Annotated in this window: 22 protein-coding genes; 13 read left to right on the top strand and 9 right to left on the bottom strand. The window is 60.6% G+C overall.

Annotated features, from left to right (window positions below):
* Positions 1-68: 68 nt before the first annotated feature.
* Together U5G49_RS08415 and U5G49_RS08420 are read left to right on the top strand one after the other, a co-directional pair.
* On the top strand, positions 69-242 hold the full coding sequence (locus U5G49_RS08415) for a hypothetical protein (protein ID WP_018445607.1): 174 nt from the start codon (positions 69-71) through the stop codon (positions 240-242).
* The gene (locus U5G49_RS08420; RefSeq protein WP_018445606.1) at positions 239-571 is read left to right on the top strand and encodes a DUF6105 family protein; all 333 of its coding nucleotides are present in this window, start codon (positions 239-241) and stop codon (positions 569-571) included. The genes U5G49_RS08415 and U5G49_RS08420 overlap by 4 nt, the downstream gene beginning before the upstream one ends.
* Here the strand turns inward: U5G49_RS08420 and ruvX are convergent.
* Positions 508-1002, bottom strand: coding sequence for a Holliday junction resolvase RuvX (gene ruvX / locus U5G49_RS08425; RefSeq protein WP_112902808.1), 495 nt, complete (start codon positions 1000-1002; stop codon positions 508-510). The two genes, U5G49_RS08420 and ruvX, sit on opposite strands and share 64 nt — an antisense overlap.
* A 179-nt stretch (positions 1003-1181) precedes the next feature.
* Here ruvX and U5G49_RS08430 point away from each other — a divergent pair, with 179 nt between their 5' ends.
* The 4 genes from U5G49_RS08430 (at position 1182) to U5G49_RS08445 (ending at position 4162) form a co-directional block, all read left to right on the top strand.
* Positions 1182-1886, top strand: coding sequence for a metal-dependent hydrolase (locus U5G49_RS08430; RefSeq protein ID WP_193443315.1), 705 nt, complete (start codon positions 1182-1184; stop codon positions 1884-1886).
* 69 nt (positions 1887-1955) lie between these two features.
* Positions 1956-2243, top strand: coding sequence for an Asp-tRNA(Asn)/Glu-tRNA(Gln) amidotransferase subunit GatC (gatC, locus tag U5G49_RS08435; protein WP_003558942.1), 288 nt, complete (start codon positions 1956-1958; stop codon positions 2241-2243).
* A 57-nt stretch (positions 2244-2300) separates the two neighbouring features.
* Positions 2301-3782, top strand: coding sequence for an Asp-tRNA(Asn)/Glu-tRNA(Gln) amidotransferase subunit GatA (gene gatA, locus U5G49_RS08440; RefSeq protein WP_193443318.1), 1482 nt, complete (start codon positions 2301-2303; stop codon positions 3780-3782).
* Positions 3783-3886: 104 nt separating this feature from the next.
* Positions 3887-4162, top strand: coding sequence for a hypothetical protein (locus U5G49_RS08445; protein WP_193443320.1), 276 nt, complete (start codon positions 3887-3889; stop codon positions 4160-4162).
* A 49-nt stretch (positions 4163-4211) separates the two neighbouring features.
* On the opposite strand, the gene U5G49_RS08450 is transcribed toward U5G49_RS08445, so the two are convergent.
* Positions 4212-4469, bottom strand: a complete 258-nt coding sequence (locus tag U5G49_RS08450) for a YjhX family toxin (protein WP_018241825.1) — start codon at positions 4467-4469, stop codon at positions 4212-4214.
* Positions 4470-4782: 313 nt separating this feature from the next.
* On the opposite strand from U5G49_RS08450, the gene U5G49_RS08455 reads away from it, so the two are divergent.
* The gene (locus U5G49_RS08455) at positions 4783-5292 is read left to right on the top strand and encodes a GNAT family N-acetyltransferase (RefSeq protein ID WP_047622259.1); all 510 of its coding nucleotides are present in this window, start codon (positions 4783-4785) and stop codon (positions 5290-5292) included.
* Between the two features lie 13 nt (positions 5293-5305).
* On the opposite strand, the gene U5G49_RS08460 is transcribed toward U5G49_RS08455, so the two are convergent.
* Entirely contained in the window at positions 5306-5608 is a 303-nt protein-coding gene (locus tag U5G49_RS08460) for a DUF1294 domain-containing protein (protein ID WP_193443322.1), read from the bottom strand.
* A gap of 129 nt (positions 5609-5737) precedes the next feature.
* Here U5G49_RS08460 and gatB point away from each other — a divergent pair, with 129 nt between their 5' ends.
* The 5 genes from gatB (at position 5738) to U5G49_RS08485 (ending at position 9284) form a co-directional block, all read left to right on the top strand.
* Positions 5738-7240: an Asp-tRNA(Asn)/Glu-tRNA(Gln) amidotransferase subunit GatB gene (gatB, locus tag U5G49_RS08465; protein WP_193443325.1), complete on the top strand. Its 1503-nt coding sequence runs from the start codon at positions 5738-5740 to the stop codon at positions 7238-7240.
* Between the two features lie 3 nt (positions 7241-7243).
* Entirely contained in the window at positions 7244-7747 is a 504-nt protein-coding gene (locus tag U5G49_RS08470) for a GNAT family N-acetyltransferase (RefSeq protein WP_193443327.1), read from the top strand.
* 4 nt (positions 7748-7751) lie between these two features.
* A complete protein-coding gene (locus tag U5G49_RS08475) occupies positions 7752-8225 on the top strand; it encodes a GNAT family N-acetyltransferase (RefSeq protein WP_047622362.1) in 474 nt (157 codons plus the stop codon).
* Positions 8226-8328: 103 nt separating this feature from the next.
* Complete coding sequence (locus tag U5G49_RS08480; RefSeq protein ID WP_018241831.1) at positions 8329-8727, top strand: NADH:ubiquinone oxidoreductase subunit NDUFA12; 399 nt, start codon at positions 8329-8331, stop codon at positions 8725-8727.
* A 116-nt stretch (positions 8728-8843) separates the two neighbouring features.
* Positions 8844-9284, top strand: coding sequence for a DUF2155 domain-containing protein (locus U5G49_RS08485; protein WP_028732032.1), 441 nt, complete (start codon positions 8844-8846; stop codon positions 9282-9284).
* Between the two features lie 87 nt (positions 9285-9371).
* Here U5G49_RS08485 and U5G49_RS08490 read toward each other — a convergent pair whose 3' ends face one another.
* From U5G49_RS08490 to U5G49_RS08515, 6 genes are all read right to left on the bottom strand, one after another.
* Complete coding sequence (locus U5G49_RS08490) at positions 9372-10013, bottom strand: DUF2167 domain-containing protein (protein WP_193443329.1); 642 nt, start codon at positions 10011-10013, stop codon at positions 9372-9374.
* Between the two features lie 76 nt (positions 10014-10089).
* Positions 10090-10704, bottom strand: a complete 615-nt coding sequence (gene aat, locus U5G49_RS08495; protein ID WP_193443331.1) for a leucyl/phenylalanyl-tRNA--protein transferase — start codon at positions 10702-10704, stop codon at positions 10090-10092.
* A 7-nt stretch (positions 10705-10711) separates the two neighbouring features.
* Entirely contained in the window at positions 10712-12067 is a 1356-nt protein-coding gene (gene accC / locus U5G49_RS08500; RefSeq protein ID WP_018241835.1) for an acetyl-CoA carboxylase biotin carboxylase subunit, read from the bottom strand.
* Positions 12068-12071: 4 nt separating this feature from the next.
* Entirely contained in the window at positions 12072-12542 is a 471-nt protein-coding gene (gene accB, locus U5G49_RS08505; protein ID WP_018241836.1) for an acetyl-CoA carboxylase biotin carboxyl carrier protein, read from the bottom strand.
* Between the two features lie 20 nt (positions 12543-12562).
* Positions 12563-13000, bottom strand: coding sequence for a type II 3-dehydroquinate dehydratase (aroQ, locus tag U5G49_RS08510; protein WP_018241837.1), 438 nt, complete (start codon positions 12998-13000; stop codon positions 12563-12565).
* Between the two features lie 262 nt (positions 13001-13262).
* Positions 13263-14021: a DsbA family protein gene (locus U5G49_RS08515; protein WP_028732029.1), complete on the bottom strand. Its 759-nt coding sequence runs from the start codon at positions 14019-14021 to the stop codon at positions 13263-13265.
* 207 nt (positions 14022-14228) lie between these two features.
* On the opposite strand from U5G49_RS08515, the gene U5G49_RS08520 reads away from it, so the two are divergent.
* Complete coding sequence (locus U5G49_RS08520) at positions 14229-15386, top strand: pyridoxal phosphate-dependent aminotransferase (protein WP_193443333.1); 1158 nt, start codon at positions 14229-14231, stop codon at positions 15384-15386.
* The last annotated feature ends 24 nt before the right edge of the window (positions 15387-15410 follow it).

Below are 15410 nucleotides of genomic sequence, written 5' to 3' on the forward strand. Positions count from 1 at the left end.
CAGGGCTGGTTAAGCCGACAGTGTGGCGGTGAGCAGAGATGTATGAGTAGAGCCCCGAGTTGACGCCCATGGCAACCAAGATCGCTAAAGCCGCGTTTCTGGTGACGGCGATGATGTTTTTCGCAGTCCTGGCGCTGGATATCGCAATTCCGACGCTGGTGCTTTGCATTATGGCATTGTCGACCTGGTTGGTCTCTCTCGATCTGCCCGTGGCGCGCAAGCATGGAGGAGAGGCCGCATGAAGTGGTTTCTGATCTTCTGGGCCGGCCCCATCGTCTTTCTGGGCGGATGGTATTGGCTCTCCTATTACGACATGAGTTTCGGCATCTTCATGTTCACGCGGCAGGTTCATGACCTGACCTTCGAGCTTTACGGCAAGGCGCTCGGCATTCCGCCGGAGACCATCCCGCCGCTCGTTGCCCGCGCGATCGCGGTGGACAGCCTCGTCGTTTTCGCCATCCTTGGCCTGCGGAAGCGAAAGTCGATCATCGCCTGGTGGAAGGCGCGTCAGGCGCTGAATTCATCTCCATCAGACCTTGCCAGCAAGGAAAGCCTGTCGAGCGCGCCCTGAAGGATGAAGCTTGCGGCGGCCGAATCGATCCGGTCGGCCCGCTTGGCGCGCGAGACGTCCATTTCGAGCAGCGTCCGTTCGGCGGCGACCGTCGATAGCCGCTCATCCCAATAGACAAAAGGCAGCGCCGTCTTCTGCTCCATATTGCGCACGAAGGCGCGCGTTGCCTGCACGCGCGGACCTGCTGATCCATCCATGTTCATCGGCAGGCCGATGATAAAGCCTGCGACCTTTTCCGCTATCGCGAAGTCGAGCAGCGCCTGGGCATCGATGGTGAACTTGACGCGGCGGATCACCGTGCGCGGCGTGGCGAAGCGCCGCCCGAGATCGGACATCGAAAGCCCGATCGTCTTGGTGCCGAGATCGAGGCCGGCAATTGCCTGTCGCGGGGCAAGCGTCTCGGCCATTTCCTCGATTGTCAGAACCGTCATCGCCGTTTCATCCCGTCAAAACAAATTGAAGTCGCCGCCGCTTTTCTTTGCGGCCGCATAAGATATGTCCTTAGGGCATGACGCCGAAAAGTGTGAGCGGTTTTCGGACGACATCATGTCCTCATTCTTTGATGTGGCATCGAAACCGGCTTTGCATCACGTAATAAAGGAGACATTTCATGAAGATCACCTGGCTCGGCCATTCCGCCTTCCGCATCGAGACATCCAAGGCGAAGATCCTGCTCGACCCATTCCTCAGCTACAACGCCTCCTTTTCCGGCCAGGATATCAAGGATGTTTCCGCAGGCATCACGCACATCCTGTTGACGCATGGCCATGGCGATCATGTCGGCGATACCGTGGCACTCGCCAAGGAAACCGGCGCCGTCGTTCTCGCCAATGCCGATCTCGCCGCTTGGCTCGGCTCCAAGGGCGTCGACAAGATCGAGATGGGCAATACCGGCGGCACGATCGCGCTCGGCAGTTTCTCGGCGACCTTCACCAATGCACTGCACTCCTCCGCCCAGATCACTGAGGACGGCGTCTCGCATGCGCTCGGCAACGCCAATGGCCTGATGCTGCATTTCGACGACGAAGCCTCGATCCTTGCCATGGGCGATACCGATATCTTCTCCGACATGGCGCTGATCAACGAATTGCACCAGCCCGATATCGGCTTCGTGCCGGTCGGCGACCGCTTCACCATGGGCGGCGCGGTGGCTGCACTCGCCTGCCGGCGCTATTTCACCTTCAAGACCGCGATCCCCTGCCATTACGGCACCTTCCCGATCATCGATCAGACGGCCGAAAAATTCATTGCCGGCATGGAGGGATCGCAGACGGATGTGAGGGCGATCAAGCCTTCCGAGAGCCTGTCGATCTGACGAAACACCGTTGCACACGGCGGACATGGCCTTTATAGCGGGTAGGAAAAATCCTATCCGGAGAATGCCATGTCCGTCGATCTTGCCACCGTGAAGCGCGTCGCCCGCCTTGCCCGTATTGCCGTCTCCGAGGATGAGGCAAATCGCATGGTCGGTGAGCTGAACGGCATCCTTGGCTTCGTCGAGCAACTCTCCGAAGTTAATGTCGACGGCGTTGAGGCGATGACCTCGGTGACCCCTATGGCGATGAAGAAGCGGACCGATGAGGTGACCGACGGCAGCAAGGCAGCCGATATCGTCGCCAATGCGCCCGTCACCGACCACAATTTTTTCCTGGTGCCGAAAGTCGTCGAATAAGGCTTCGAAGCCTCTTTCCGACCCTGTTGCCATTTCCAGATCTGAAGCGAAAACACGATGAGCGAACTCACCAGCCTGACCATTGCCGAAGCCCGCCAGAAGCTGCGCGCCAAGGAAATCACCGCGATCGAGCTGACCGAAGCCTATATCTCGGCGATCGATGCGGCTAATGACCGGCTGAACGCCTATATAAAGGTCACGCCGGATCTCGCCCGCGTCATGGCGAAGAACTCCGACGAGCGCATCGCCACCGGCAAGGCAGGCGAACTCGAAGGCATTCCGCTCGGCATCAAGGATCTCTTTGCCACCGTCGGCGTTCACACCCAGGCCTGCAGCCACATTCTCGATGGTTTCGAGCCGCGTTATGAATCGACCGTCACGCAGAACCTCTGGGATGACGGCGCCGTCATGCTCGGCAAGCTCAACATGGACGAATTCGCCATGGGCTCGTCGAATGAAACATCCTATTACGGCCCGGTGATCAATCCCTGGCGCGCCGCAGGCTCCAACCAGCAACTCGTGCCCGGCGGCTCCTCCGGCGGTTCGGCCGCAGCCGTCGCTGCGCATCTTTGCGCTGGCGCCACCGCGACCGATACCGGCGGCTCGATCCGCCAGCCGGCAGCCTTCACCGGCACCGTCGGCATCAAGCCGACCTATGGCCGCTGCTCGCGCTGGGGCACCGTCGCCTTTGCCTCCTCGCTCGACCAGGCAGGCCCGATCGCCCGCGACGTGCGCGATGCCGCAATCCTTTTGAAGTCGATGGCAAGCGTCGACGCAAAGGACACGACGTCGGTCGATCAGCCGGTGCCGGATTACGAAGCAGCTCTCGGCCAATCGCTGAAGGGCATGAAGATCGGCATCCCGAACGAATACCGTGTCGAGGGCATGCCCGACGAGATTGAAACCCTCTGGCGCCAGGGCATCGCCTGGCTGAAGGATGCCGGCGCCGAGATCGTCGACATCTCGCTGCCGCACACCAAATACGCCCTTCCGGCCTATTACATCGTCGCTCCGGCCGAGGCATCCTCGAACCTCGCGCGTTACGACGGCGTGCGCTACGGCCTGCGCGTCGACGGCAAGGATATTGTCGACATGTATGAGAAGACCCGTGCCGCGGGCTTCGGCAAAGAAGTCAAGCGCCGCATCATGATCGGCACCTATGTGCTGTCGGCCGGTTATTACGATGCCTATTACATCCGCGCCCAGAAGGTCCGCACGCTGATCAAGCGCGATTTCGAACTCGCCTTCGACGCCGGCGTCGACGCCATCCTGACGCCGGCAACGCCGTCGTCGGCCTTCGGCGTTGCCGATGAGAACCTCGCCGCCGATCCGGTAAAGATGTATCTGAACGACATCTTCACGGTGACGGTCAACATGGCGGGCCTTCCCGGCATCGCCGTGCCGGCCGGCCTCGATCACAAGGGCCTGCCGCTCGGCCTGCAGCTGATCGGCAAGCCCTTCGATGAGGAAACCCTCTTCAAGACCGCCCACGTCATCGAGCAGGCAGCCGGCCGGTTTATGCCGGCCAAGTGGTGGTAACGGACCTAACGATCCCGATAGCGGCTGCCGACCACGAAGCGGTCGGCGCCATCGGCTTTGCCGCATGGTTGGCTAATTGACAGCCGGAACCGGGAGGAGGCCTCATGCCGAAACAGGATCTTGTGCGATTGATCGAGGCAGCTGATCGCCTCGCTGCCGGCGGTTTCACCATGGGCCCGGATTGGCACGCGCTCCACGACATCTGCCAGCGCCACGAAGGCGAACAGCCGTTCGACTGGGGGCACGCCCTTTGCCATCGCATCGAGGGCGATGACTGGAACGCCGATTACTGGTATCGCCGCGCCGGCAAGAGGCGCGGCACGGGCTCGATGGCCGACGAGTGGGCGGCGATGCGGACGGAACTCTCTGCAAAGGCTTGAGGCGATACCCTGACCGCGCCCGTTCGAGACGCGATCAGGAGTGCAACTATTACCTGTTGTTCAGCTGCGACCTGACCAGCCTAAGCCCTCTTTCGGTGATCCGGTAGGGCTGGCCGCCTGAGGACTTGATTGCCCTCAGCCGCTTCAGCCTGCGGAAGAGATCGAGGTCGACGCCGGGATAGACCCAGCCGTCGCGGGTGAAGCAACTGACCGCTTCGATTTTCCTGTCGTCGTCGCGGGTAATTTCAATGCGGCCGCCTTGGGCCATGAGATGCAGGATGCGCTGCTCCGTGCGAGAAATGTCCATGTGTTGAGATCCGGTATTGCGCCCGGCAGGGCGGCGCACAAAAACGATCTGGCGCTCATTCGAACGTCAGGGCTTCGTTTTTTCGGGCCCATGCGCGCAAGCGAACTTGCGGGCAGGGCCTTTACCGGGTCTCAGGCAGGCTCAACATAAAACACCTCGATAGGGTTTACTATTCAGCCCGGAAAATTCGGTCAAGAGCATGGTCTCAGGTCAAAACCAGTCGAAAACCTTACTTTCGGCCGATCATCCCTTTGGAGGTACTGGTAAATTCCGCGACTCAATGGTCTAGTTGAGGGGTAACGCGGAGGTGTCGTTGATCCACATTCGCAATGCTCGCGACGGTGAAGCGGAGCTATTGAGCGAGATCGGGCTCAGGGCCTGGCAAAATGCGATGGCGTCGATCGGCGAATCGGACGCGATGATCGATGCAGCGCGCAACGCTTTTCGGAACTTCGTGGAAAACGACTGGCTGACCATCACCGTCGTCGAGCAGAACGGCCAGGTCGCAGGCTGGGCGGCGCGCGAGGGATTGGACGAAACCATCTCGGATTTCTGGATCGATCCCGCCTTCACCCGCCAGGGCCTCGGCTCGGCCCTTCTCGTCCGCATCGAAAAGGAGATCTCCGATCAGGGCCTCGAGAAGGCGGCGATGCAGACCCATTCCGGCAATAGCGAGGCGATCGGCTTCTTCCAGAAGCACGGCTACAGCATTCACTGGCTCTCGGTTGCCTACAATCCGAAGCTCGACCGCGACGTGCCCTCCGTTGGACTGACGAAACAGCTCGTTTCGGATGGTCAAGGTGGCTATGGGCTGGAATTCTGATGCTTCAAAAATCCTAAAGAAGCAAAGCGCTCCATTGCGGCAGGAAGGCCAGCACAGCGATCAGCGCGCCGTGCAGGATCAGAATAGCCGCCAGGATTGACCGGAAGGGCTCCTTTCTCGTCTTGTGCCGCAGCAACTGCTGTGCAGCCAGCGCGCCAAGGCTGCCGCCGATCAGCGCAAGGATGAGAAGCGTGCGCTCGCTGATGCGCCACCTGCCGTGGCGCGCCGCGTGCTTGTCCATGAAATAGATCGAGAACACCAAGAGGTTCAGCGTCAGAAACAGCAAGGCCGATTTGAGGATATCGATCATCGTCATCGGGAAACCCTAGCGTGGCTCCGTTAACGAACGGCAAAACCGTGATGCGGACCACGGCGAAAGCCTTGCACCGGCACACCATTTCCTTTACCTCACCAGTGGAAAAGAACAGCCTGCAAAGAGCATCAGATGACCCTTGTCGACGTCCGCACGCCTGATCCGAAACGCTTCATCCCCGGCGCCACCGGCGACTGGGAAGTCATCGTCGGCATGGAAGTCCATGCCCAGGTGCTGTCGAATTCGAAGCTCTTCTCCGGCGCTTCGACGGAATTCGGCAAGCCGCAGAATTCGAACGTCTCGCTGGTCGACGCCGCCATGCCCGGCATGCTGCCCGTCATCAACGAGGAATGCGTCAAGCAGGCTGTTCGCACCGGCCTCGGCCTGAAAGCCCAGATCAACAAGCGCTCCCTCTTTGATCGCAAGAACTATTTCTATCCCGACCTACCGCAGGGCTATCAGATCTCCCAGTTCAAGGATCCGATCGTCGGCGAGGGCAAGATCGTCATTTCGCTCGGGCCGGACCGTCAGGGCCAGTTCGAGGATATCGAGATCGGCATCGAGCGGCTGCATCTGGAGCAGGACGCCGGCAAGTCGATGCATGACCAGCACGCGACCATGTCCTATGTCGATCTGAACCGTTCCGGCGTCGCACTGATGGAGATCGTCTCCAAGCCCGACATGCGCTCGTCCGACGAGGCCAAGGCCTATATGACCAAGCTGCGCTCGATCGTGCGCTATCTCGGCACCTGCGACGGCAACATGGACGAAGGTTCGATGCGCGCCGACGTCAACGTCTCCGTCCGCCGCCCGGGCGAGGGTTTCGGCACGCGCTGCGAGATCAAGAACGTCAACTCCATCCGCTTCATCGGCCAGGCGATCGAATATGAAGCCCGTCGCCAGATCGGCATTCTGGAGGAAGGCGGCAAGATCGATCAGGAGACCCGCCTCTTCGATCCGAACAAGGGCGAGACGCGATCGATGCGCTCAAAGGAAGATGCGCACGACTATCGTTATTTCCCCGATCCGGATCTGCTGCCGCTCGAATTCGACGATGCCTTCATCAAGGCGCTCGAAGTCGATCTGCCGGAGCTGCCCGATGACAAGAAGGAGCGCTTCGTGCGCGAGCTCGGCCTGTCGATCTACGACGCCTCGGTGCTCGTTTCCGAAAAAGCGATTGCCGATTATTTCGAAGCCGTCGCCGCAGGCCGTGACGGCAAGACGGCCGCGAACTGGGTGATCAACGATCTGCTCGGCGCCCTGAACCGGACCGGCAAGGATATCGAGCAGACGCCAGTTTCGCCGGCCCAGCTCGGCGCCATCATCGATCTCATCAAGGCGGGAACCATATCCGGCAAGATCGCCAAGGATCTCTTCGAGATCGTGCTGACCGAAGGCGGCGATCCCGCCGAGATCGTCGAGGCGCGCGGCATGAAGCAGGTGACGGATACCGGCGCGATCGAAAAGGCCGTGGACGAGATCATCGCCGCCAATCCCGATCAGGTCGAAAAGGTCAAGGCGAAGCCGACCATGGCAGCATGGTTCGTCGGCCAGGTGATGAAGGCGACCGGCGGTAAGGCCAATCCGCAGGCTGTCCAGGCCCTCGTCAAGGCGAAGCTCGGCATCGAGGAATAAGCGGTGTATTTCGTCCGCACTGCCGGTGAGCGCGACCTGGAGAAGCTGCGCGCCCTCCTGGCGGAGAGCTTTCACGCCACCTATGACGGCCTGCATGGCGTAGCCAGGGTGGAGGATCTGATCGCCCATCTCTTTTCGTCGGCGGCGCTGAAGGCGCGCCTCGTGCGAAAGGATGCTGAATTCCTCGTTGCCGATGATGGCCGCAATATCGGCGGCATGGGTTATGCGGCAATGTCGCAGGCACTGACGAAGACGGTCATGCTGCGTCTCCTCTACGTCAGGCCGGCGCTGCAGCGCCAAGGCATCGGCCGCGATATCTTTGCCGAGCTCGAAACCTGCTTCCCGGATGCGGAGATCATGCGTCTCGAAGTCGAACCGCAGAATGCGGCGGCGATCGCCTTCTATCTCTCGCACGGCTTCACCGAAGTCGGCCGCAACGAGAATAGCGGAGCCGGGCAATCCGGCATTCCGGCGCTGATCTTTGAAAAGCCGCTCGAAGGGCATTGAGGCCGTGGTGGTCGAGTTGCCCAACATTCTCATTCGCAAGGCAAGCAGGGAAGATCTGCCGGCGCTTGTGGCAATGTTTGCCGCCGATGCGCTTGGCGGTCATGGCGATACCACGGAAGCTGAAGCCTTCCCAGATTATCTCGGGGCCTTTGCCGTCATCGAGGCTTCGCCCGACCAGACACTTTACGTCGCAGAGCGCGGCGGCGAGGTGGTCGGCACGTTCCAGACGATGGTGACCACGTCGCTCACTGGCCGTGGCTCCTCGGCGATGATCATCGAGGCGGTGCAGACGCGTGCCGATATGCGCGGGCAGGGGGTCGGTGCCGCGATGATCGAGTTCGCCATTGCCGAGGCAAAAGGCCGCGGTATCAGGCGGGTAGCCCTAACCTCGAATGCGGTGCGTAGGGATGCCCATCGTTTCTATGAAAGGCTGGGCTTCAAGCCCTCGCATCTGGGCTTTAAGATGGCTTTGAAATGACCCGTGGCTGTCGTGGAATCGCTGGACAATTCGGCTTGGCGACGGCATAAGCGAGGAAACGAATTCTGGTTTGGCTCGCATCTGGCGGGCACAAGGAAAAGACATGTGGAATCTTCTGGTTCAGACCTTTACCTGGTGGAACGGTCAGACGATGGGCACGCGTTTTGCGACCTGGCGTTTTGGCAAGCGCGTCGGCGAGGATGAATTCGGCAACGTCTATTACGAAGGCGGCATGTCTTCCTACGGTCTGCCGAAGCGCTGGGTGATCTACAAGGGTTATGCCGAAGCCTCCGCCATTCCGCCGGGTTGGCATGGCTGGATGCATCATCGCACCGATGTTCCTCCGTCCAAGGAGAGCTACGTCGCCAAGGAATGGCAAAAGCCGCACCGTCCCAACCATACCGGTTCACCGCAGGCCTATCGTCCACCGGGCTCCATCGCCGTTCCGGGCGAGCGTCCACGCGTCACCGGCGATTACGACGCCTGGACGCCGGGCAACTGAGACGGCCCGACCGGGGCGATCCCAAGACCCGGCTTTTGGCCACAATTGACCTTTACCCGCAGGTTGGCTGCGCTTGACCGCGGCCGTGAACTGAAAATGTCTGGAGACGGGTACACATGAAGCTCTTCACGCGGAACAAGGTCCTGCGTGCCGCCGGATCGCTGCTGGCGCTCTCGGCCCTGCTTCCGCCAGTTGCGGCAAATGCCGCACGCATCGAAAATCCGGTTGCCGTCTTCTCCGGCCTCGACAAGATCACCGGCCGCATTACGACGTTCGACGTCTATGTCGATGAGACGGTACAGTTCGGCGCACTGCAGGTGACGCCGAAGGCCTGTTATTCGCGCGACCAGTCGGAAGCGCAGAAGATCGACGGTTTCGTCGAGGTTGACGAGATCACCCTCGACCGCAAGATCCGCCGCATCTTCACTGGTTGGATGTTCGCCGCCAGCCCCGGCCTCAACGCTGTCGAACACCCGATCTACGACGTCTGGCTGAAAGACTGCAAGACAACCTCGGACGTCCCGGCTCCCGACGGCACCAAGGCGACAGCCCGCTAACACCTCTCATCACGCCTTACAGCGCCGCGCGTCTTTTCAGACGGGCAGACGCTGTAACGCGTTGAATTACGCAGTAGCCTGGTGAGCCTATGCAGTGGGTGTCTTGTTCCTGCTGAAAAGACCCTTGGCAAAGCGAAGCGCAGCGGCGAACACGATGAAGACGAGGACGCCGGCCTTCTTGAAGAAGGCGAGGGCGAATGCCAGCAATCCCACCTTGGCGGCAATCTTGGCGCCCGCGCCGGCAGCAATCATTCCCGCCATCCCATAGGCTGCGATCTTGTCGCCTTCGACATAGTCAGTATAGGCCATCCCCTTGTCGAACTGGACGAGCTTGGTGACGGACGGAATGACGCCCCCGATCTCCCTTAATTGAGCGAGGCCGGCGACAAAGTCGAATTGGAATACACCCTCGACATCGGTCGGTGCGTATTTCGCCGGGAAGATCATTCCCATCGTTCCCTCCGCGGCCGCCGGAGGATTTCCCCAGATGTCGACGAGCACCGTCTTCGTGTCGGCAGGGCTGAGATAGTAGAAGTCGGCGGGCACGTTTAGCGTTGCCTTCGCTTCAGGCAGCTTGATCACGCCCTGCTGGAAATCAAGCTTCTCCAGCAACGGCTTTTCCGCGTCGGAAAAATCGGTCCTGCTGGGGAACATGTCCTGGTATGGGCGTGCGCCGGCTTGACCCGTAAACAAGGTCAAAAGGATCGCGGCTGCAAAATATCGTTTCAAAATTCTATCCCCCGTTGGATTTTTCGAATCTGGCCAAATCGGCTGAAAAATCAACGCATGGACGAATTGATCGCGCTTAAAACTTAAGGTGCGGCGACTCCATCGCCGCAGAAAGCATCAGGGCATAGTCGGCCTTCGGAACGTCGATCGCTCCGAACGTCTTCAGGTGCTCGGTGGTGAACTGCGTGTCGAGCAGCGTGAAGCCCCTTTCCCGCAGCCGGTCGACGAGATGCACGAGGCAGATCTTCGAGGCATCCGTCCGGCGCGAAAACATGCTTTCGCCGAAGAAGGCCGAGCCGAGCGAGACGCCGTAGAGGCCGCCGACCAGTTCATCGCCCTCCCAAGCTTCGACCGTATGGGCATGGCCCATGTCGAAGAGCGTCGAGTAAAGTGATCTGATCGTCTTGTTGATCCAGGTGCTGGGGCGCCCGGATGTCTCCTCCGCACAGGCAGCGATCACCTCATCGAACGCGTGATCGAAACGGATCTCGAAGGGTTTCTTGCGCACCGCCTTGGCAAGGCTTTTCGACACGTGGAAATGGTCGAGCGGCAGCACGCCGCGTAATTCCGGCTCGACCCAGAAGATCTCCGGGTCGCCGGCGGATTCGGCCATCGGGAAGAGGCCGATGGAATAGGCGCGCAGGAGAATGTCAGGGGTGATGCCTGGTGACTTCCTGCGCGATCCTGCCATTCCTGTCCTATGCCGCCGGGTTGTTGGCGAGGTAGTGTTCCAGCCAGTGGATGTCGTAGTCGCCGTTGGCGATATCCTGGTTGGAGACGAGATCCTGGAACAGCGGCAGCGTCGTATTGATGCCGTCGACGACAAATTCGTCAAGCGCCCGGCGCAGGCGCATCATGCATTCGACGCGGGTACGGCCGTGCACGATCAGCTTGCCGATGAGGCTGTCGTAATAAGGGGGGATCTTGTAGCCTTGATAGGCACCGGAATCGATGCGCACGCCAAGGCCGCCCGGCGCGTGGAAATGCGTGATCGTGCCGGGTGAGGGCACGAAGGTACGCGGGTGCTCGGCATTGATGCGGCACTCGATGGCGTGCCCGGAAAAATGCACTTCGTCCTGAGTCACCGAGAGACCGCCGCCGGAAGCGACGCGGATCTGCTCATGCACCAGGTCGATGCCGGTAATCGCTTCCGTTATCGGATGCTCCACCTGCAGGCGGGTGTTCATTTCGATGAAGTAGAACTCGCCATTCTCATAGAGGAATTCGATCGTGCCGGCACCGCGATATTTCAGCTTCTTCATGGCGTCGGCGCAGATCTGGCCGATCTTCATGCGCTGCTCGACGTTGAGCGCCGGCGAATTCGCCTCTTCCCAGACCTTTTGATGGCGGCGCTGCAGCGAGCAGTCGCGCTCGCCGAGATGGATGGCATTGCCTTCGCCGTCGCCGAACACCTGGATTTCGATATGGCGCGGTTTGCCGAGATATTTTTCCATATAGACGGCATCATTGCCGAAGGCGGCTGCCGCTTCCGTGCGCGCCGTCGACCAGGCCTCGATCACGTCGGCCTCGCTCTTGGCGACTTTCATGCCGCGTCCGCCGCCGCCGGCCGTTGCCTTGATCAGCACGGGGTAGCCGATTTCGGCAGCCGTCTTCAGCGCATCCTCTTCGGTCTTCACTTCGCCGTCCGAGCCCGGAACGACGGGAATGCCGAGTTCCAGCGCCGTCGTCTTGGCGGTGATCTTATCGCCCATGATGCGGATATGGTCCGCCGTCGGCCCGATAAAGGTGATGCCGTGGGCTTCGAGGATATCGGCGAACTTGGCATTCTCCGACAGAAAGCCGTAGCCCGGATGCACGGCGTCAGCGCCGGTGATCTCGCAGGCGGCGACGATCTGGTGGATGTTGAGATAGCTCTCGCGCGAGGAGGGCGGGCCGATGCACACACTTTCGTCGGCAAGGCGCACATGCATGGCATCGGCGTCGGCGGTGGAATGAACCACGACGCAGGCGATGCCGAGCTCCTTGCAGGCCCGGAGCACGCGAAGGGCGATTTCCCCGCGATTGGCGATGAGGATTTTCGAAATCATGGGCATGGGCCTATTCGATGACGACGAGGGCTTGGCCGTATTCGACGGGATGCCCGTCATCGACGAGGATCTCGGTCACCTTGCCTGACTTCGGCGAGGGGATCTGGTTCATCGTCTTCATCGCTTCGATGATCAGGAGCGTCTGGCCTTCCTTGACGGTCGCGCCGACTTCGATGAAGGCACGCGCGCCCGGAGCCGGCGCCATGTAGACGGTGCCCACCATTGGTGCATTGACGACATTGGCCGGGTTGCGGCCGGGAGCTGCCGCCGGGGCGGCAGCGACTGCCGCAGCAGCGGCTGCAGGCGCGGCATAACCAGGTGCTGCGATCGGCGCCTGAACATATTGCGGCGTGCCGGCGCGCGAAACCCGGATACGCAGGTCGTCCTGCTCGACCTCGATCTCCGTCAGATCCGTTTCGTTGAGGATATTGGCGAGATCGCGGATCAGCGCCTGGTCGATACCCGATTTCTTTTCAGCCATGGTGTTGCCCTGTCTTCTTCTTATGCCGTGATGTTCTTCAGCGCGTGGAGCGCCAGGATGTAGCTGTGAGGCCCGAAGCCGCAGATCACGCCTTTGCATGCCGGCGCGATCATCGACTTGTGGCGGAATTCTTCCCGTGCATGCACGTTGGATATGTGGAGCTCGACGACGGGAACTGATATAGCGCGGATCGCATCATGCAGCGCGACCGATGTATGCGTATAGGCGCCTGCATTGATGGCAACGCCGACGGCTTTTTCGTCGGCCTCATGGAACCAGTCGACGAGCGTGCCTTCGTGGTTACTCTGGCGGAAATCGATATCGAGGCCGAGTTCGCGGCCTGCGGCCTTGCAGTCTGCCTCGATGTCCTTGAGCGTCTTGCCGCCATAAATGCCGGGCTCTCGTTTACCCAGCATGTTCAGGTTGGGGCCGTTCAGGACAAAAATCGTTTGCGTCATCGAATGTTCCGTAAAATGTACGACGGCAACCTATAGACTCCGCGAAGGCTGAATGAAAGCCCTTACGGATTGGCCAGCAGGAATCGCGCCACATTTGTCCACATGGTTGAAACGCTTCGATTTTGGCGATTTGATGGGCGGCCGGGAACTCAAGCATGTCGCGCAAAAGTGGGCAGCGGTTTTGCGACAACGACATGCGCAAACATAAATATCTAAAGCGCGAGGGGCGCAAACTGAAAGATTGCGACGCGCTTTGGTTTGCTCAGCAGGCGGTCTTGCCGCAGCTGCGCATGTTCTTGACCTTGGCTTCGAGATCGTCGAGCCCGACGGCGCCCGGCACCAGTTCATTGCCGATCACATAGGACGGTGTGCCGCTGATGCCGAGACTGGAGGCGAGCTGGTAGGTCGCCTGGACGATTCCGTCATTCGGGCTCTTTGCCATCTCCGCGCGGATCTTGTCCTCGCTGACGCCGAGCGAAGTAGCGACAGCGATCGCTGTTTCGTCGGAGGCGCGGCCTTCGGTGCCGAGAAGGGCGACGTGGAAATCGGCATATTTCTCCGGTGCCAGCTTGCGGAAGGCGTCGGCCACCTTGTGGGCGGCGACCGAATCAGGCCCGAGGATCGGGAATTCCTTGAGGACGAAACGGACGTTCTTGTCCTTTTTCAACATGGCCTGCATGTCGGGAAGCGCATGACGGCAGTAGCTGCAATTGTAATCGAAGAATTCGACGACAGTGACATCGCCCTTGGGATTGCCGAGCGTGACGTCGTTCTTCGACTCGAAGATGTCGGTGGTGTTCTCTTCGATCGCCATATTGGCCTTCACCAGGCGCTGGGCTTCCTGCTTCTTCTGCAGCGCATCCTGGACTTCCAGCATGATCTCGGGATTCTCGATCAGGTATTGCTTGATGAATTCGCCGAACTCCTTCTTCTGCTGGTCGTCGAGCGCTGCCGCCGGAAGCGGAAGGGCGATCGATGCGGCCAGCGCCAGTGCGGTGAAGGTTTTCGAGAAGAAGGCCATGATATCCTCGTCATCGGCAATGTGGTCGTCTTGGTCAAGAAGACCGTCGCCGGGTTATGGACTTGAATGCGTCGCGTCAAGGTACGGTGCGTTCGGTTCTGCTCAAACAGGAATTTTCACCCCTGCGCGACCCTCGCGGGATTGTGATGAGCCGATTAATGCGGCAATTGTCTGGCCGTCATTGAAGAAGCTGAGCGAGAAACGATCTTGTTTTCCATATCCAAACGCAGCGAAGTCGAGCCTTTTCACGCCATGGACGTCTTGGCCGAGGCGACGAAGCGGCGTGCGGCCGGCCATCCCGTGATCTCGATGGCGGTCGGTCAGCCCTCGCATCCGGCACCTCAAGCGGCACTCGAAGCGGCGCGCGCAGCCCTTGCCGAAGGCCGGATCGGTTATACCGATGCACTGGGAACGGCGCGGCTGAAATCGGCGCTCGCCTGGCACTACAAGGATCGCCACGGCCTGGAGATCGATCCCACGCGCATCGCCATCACCACCGGCTCCTCGGCAGGTTTCAATCTCGCCTTCCTGTCACTCTTCGATGCCGGCGATGCGGTGGCGATCGCAAGACCTGGTTATCCCGCCTATCGCAATATTCTCGGCGCGCTGGGCCTGAAGGTTCTCGAAGTGCCGGTAACGGCCGAGACCCAGTTCACCCTGACGCCGCAAAGCCTCGAGGCCGCACAGAAGGAAAGCGGCATGACGCTGAAGGGCGTGCTGCTCGCAAGCCCCGCCAACCCGACCGGCACCGTGACCGGCCGCGATGGGCTGCAGGCGCTTGCAGATTATTGCGCGGCCCATTCCATCGCCTTCATCTCCGATGAAATCTATCACGGGCTGACCTTCGCCGGCGAGGCGGCGAGCGCGCTGGAATTGACCGACGAGGCGATCGCCATCAACTCCTTCTCCAAATATTATTGCATGACCGGCTGGCGAATCGGCTGGATGGTGCTGCCGGAACGCCTGGTGCGGCCGATCGAGCGGGTGGCGCAGAGCCTCTACATCTCCCCGCCCGAGCTCTCCCAGATCGCCGCCACGGCCGCTCTTGGCGCTGGCGCGGAGCTCGATGGTTATAAGGCGAGCTATGCCACTAACCGCGACTTGCTGATGCGGCGACTGCCGCAGATCGGGTTTTCGATCGCGTCGCCGATGGACGGTGCCTTCTACGCCTATCTCGACGTCACCCGCTTCACCAATGACAGCATGGGCTTTGCCAGACGCATGCTCGCGGAAATCGACGTCGCCGCAACGCCCGGTCTGGATTTCGATCCGCTGGAGGGAAATCGAACCCTGCGCCTGTCCTATGCGGGCTCGCAAGCTGAGATCGCCGAGGCGGTGGAGCGAATCGCAGCCTGGTTGAAGTAGCGCTCGCTCCCGCAAGCGGCAGTG

This window comes from Rhizobium indigoferae, from assembly GCF_034554815.1.
Classification (GTDB): domain Bacteria; phylum Pseudomonadota; class Alphaproteobacteria; order Rhizobiales; family Rhizobiaceae; genus Rhizobium; species Rhizobium leguminosarum.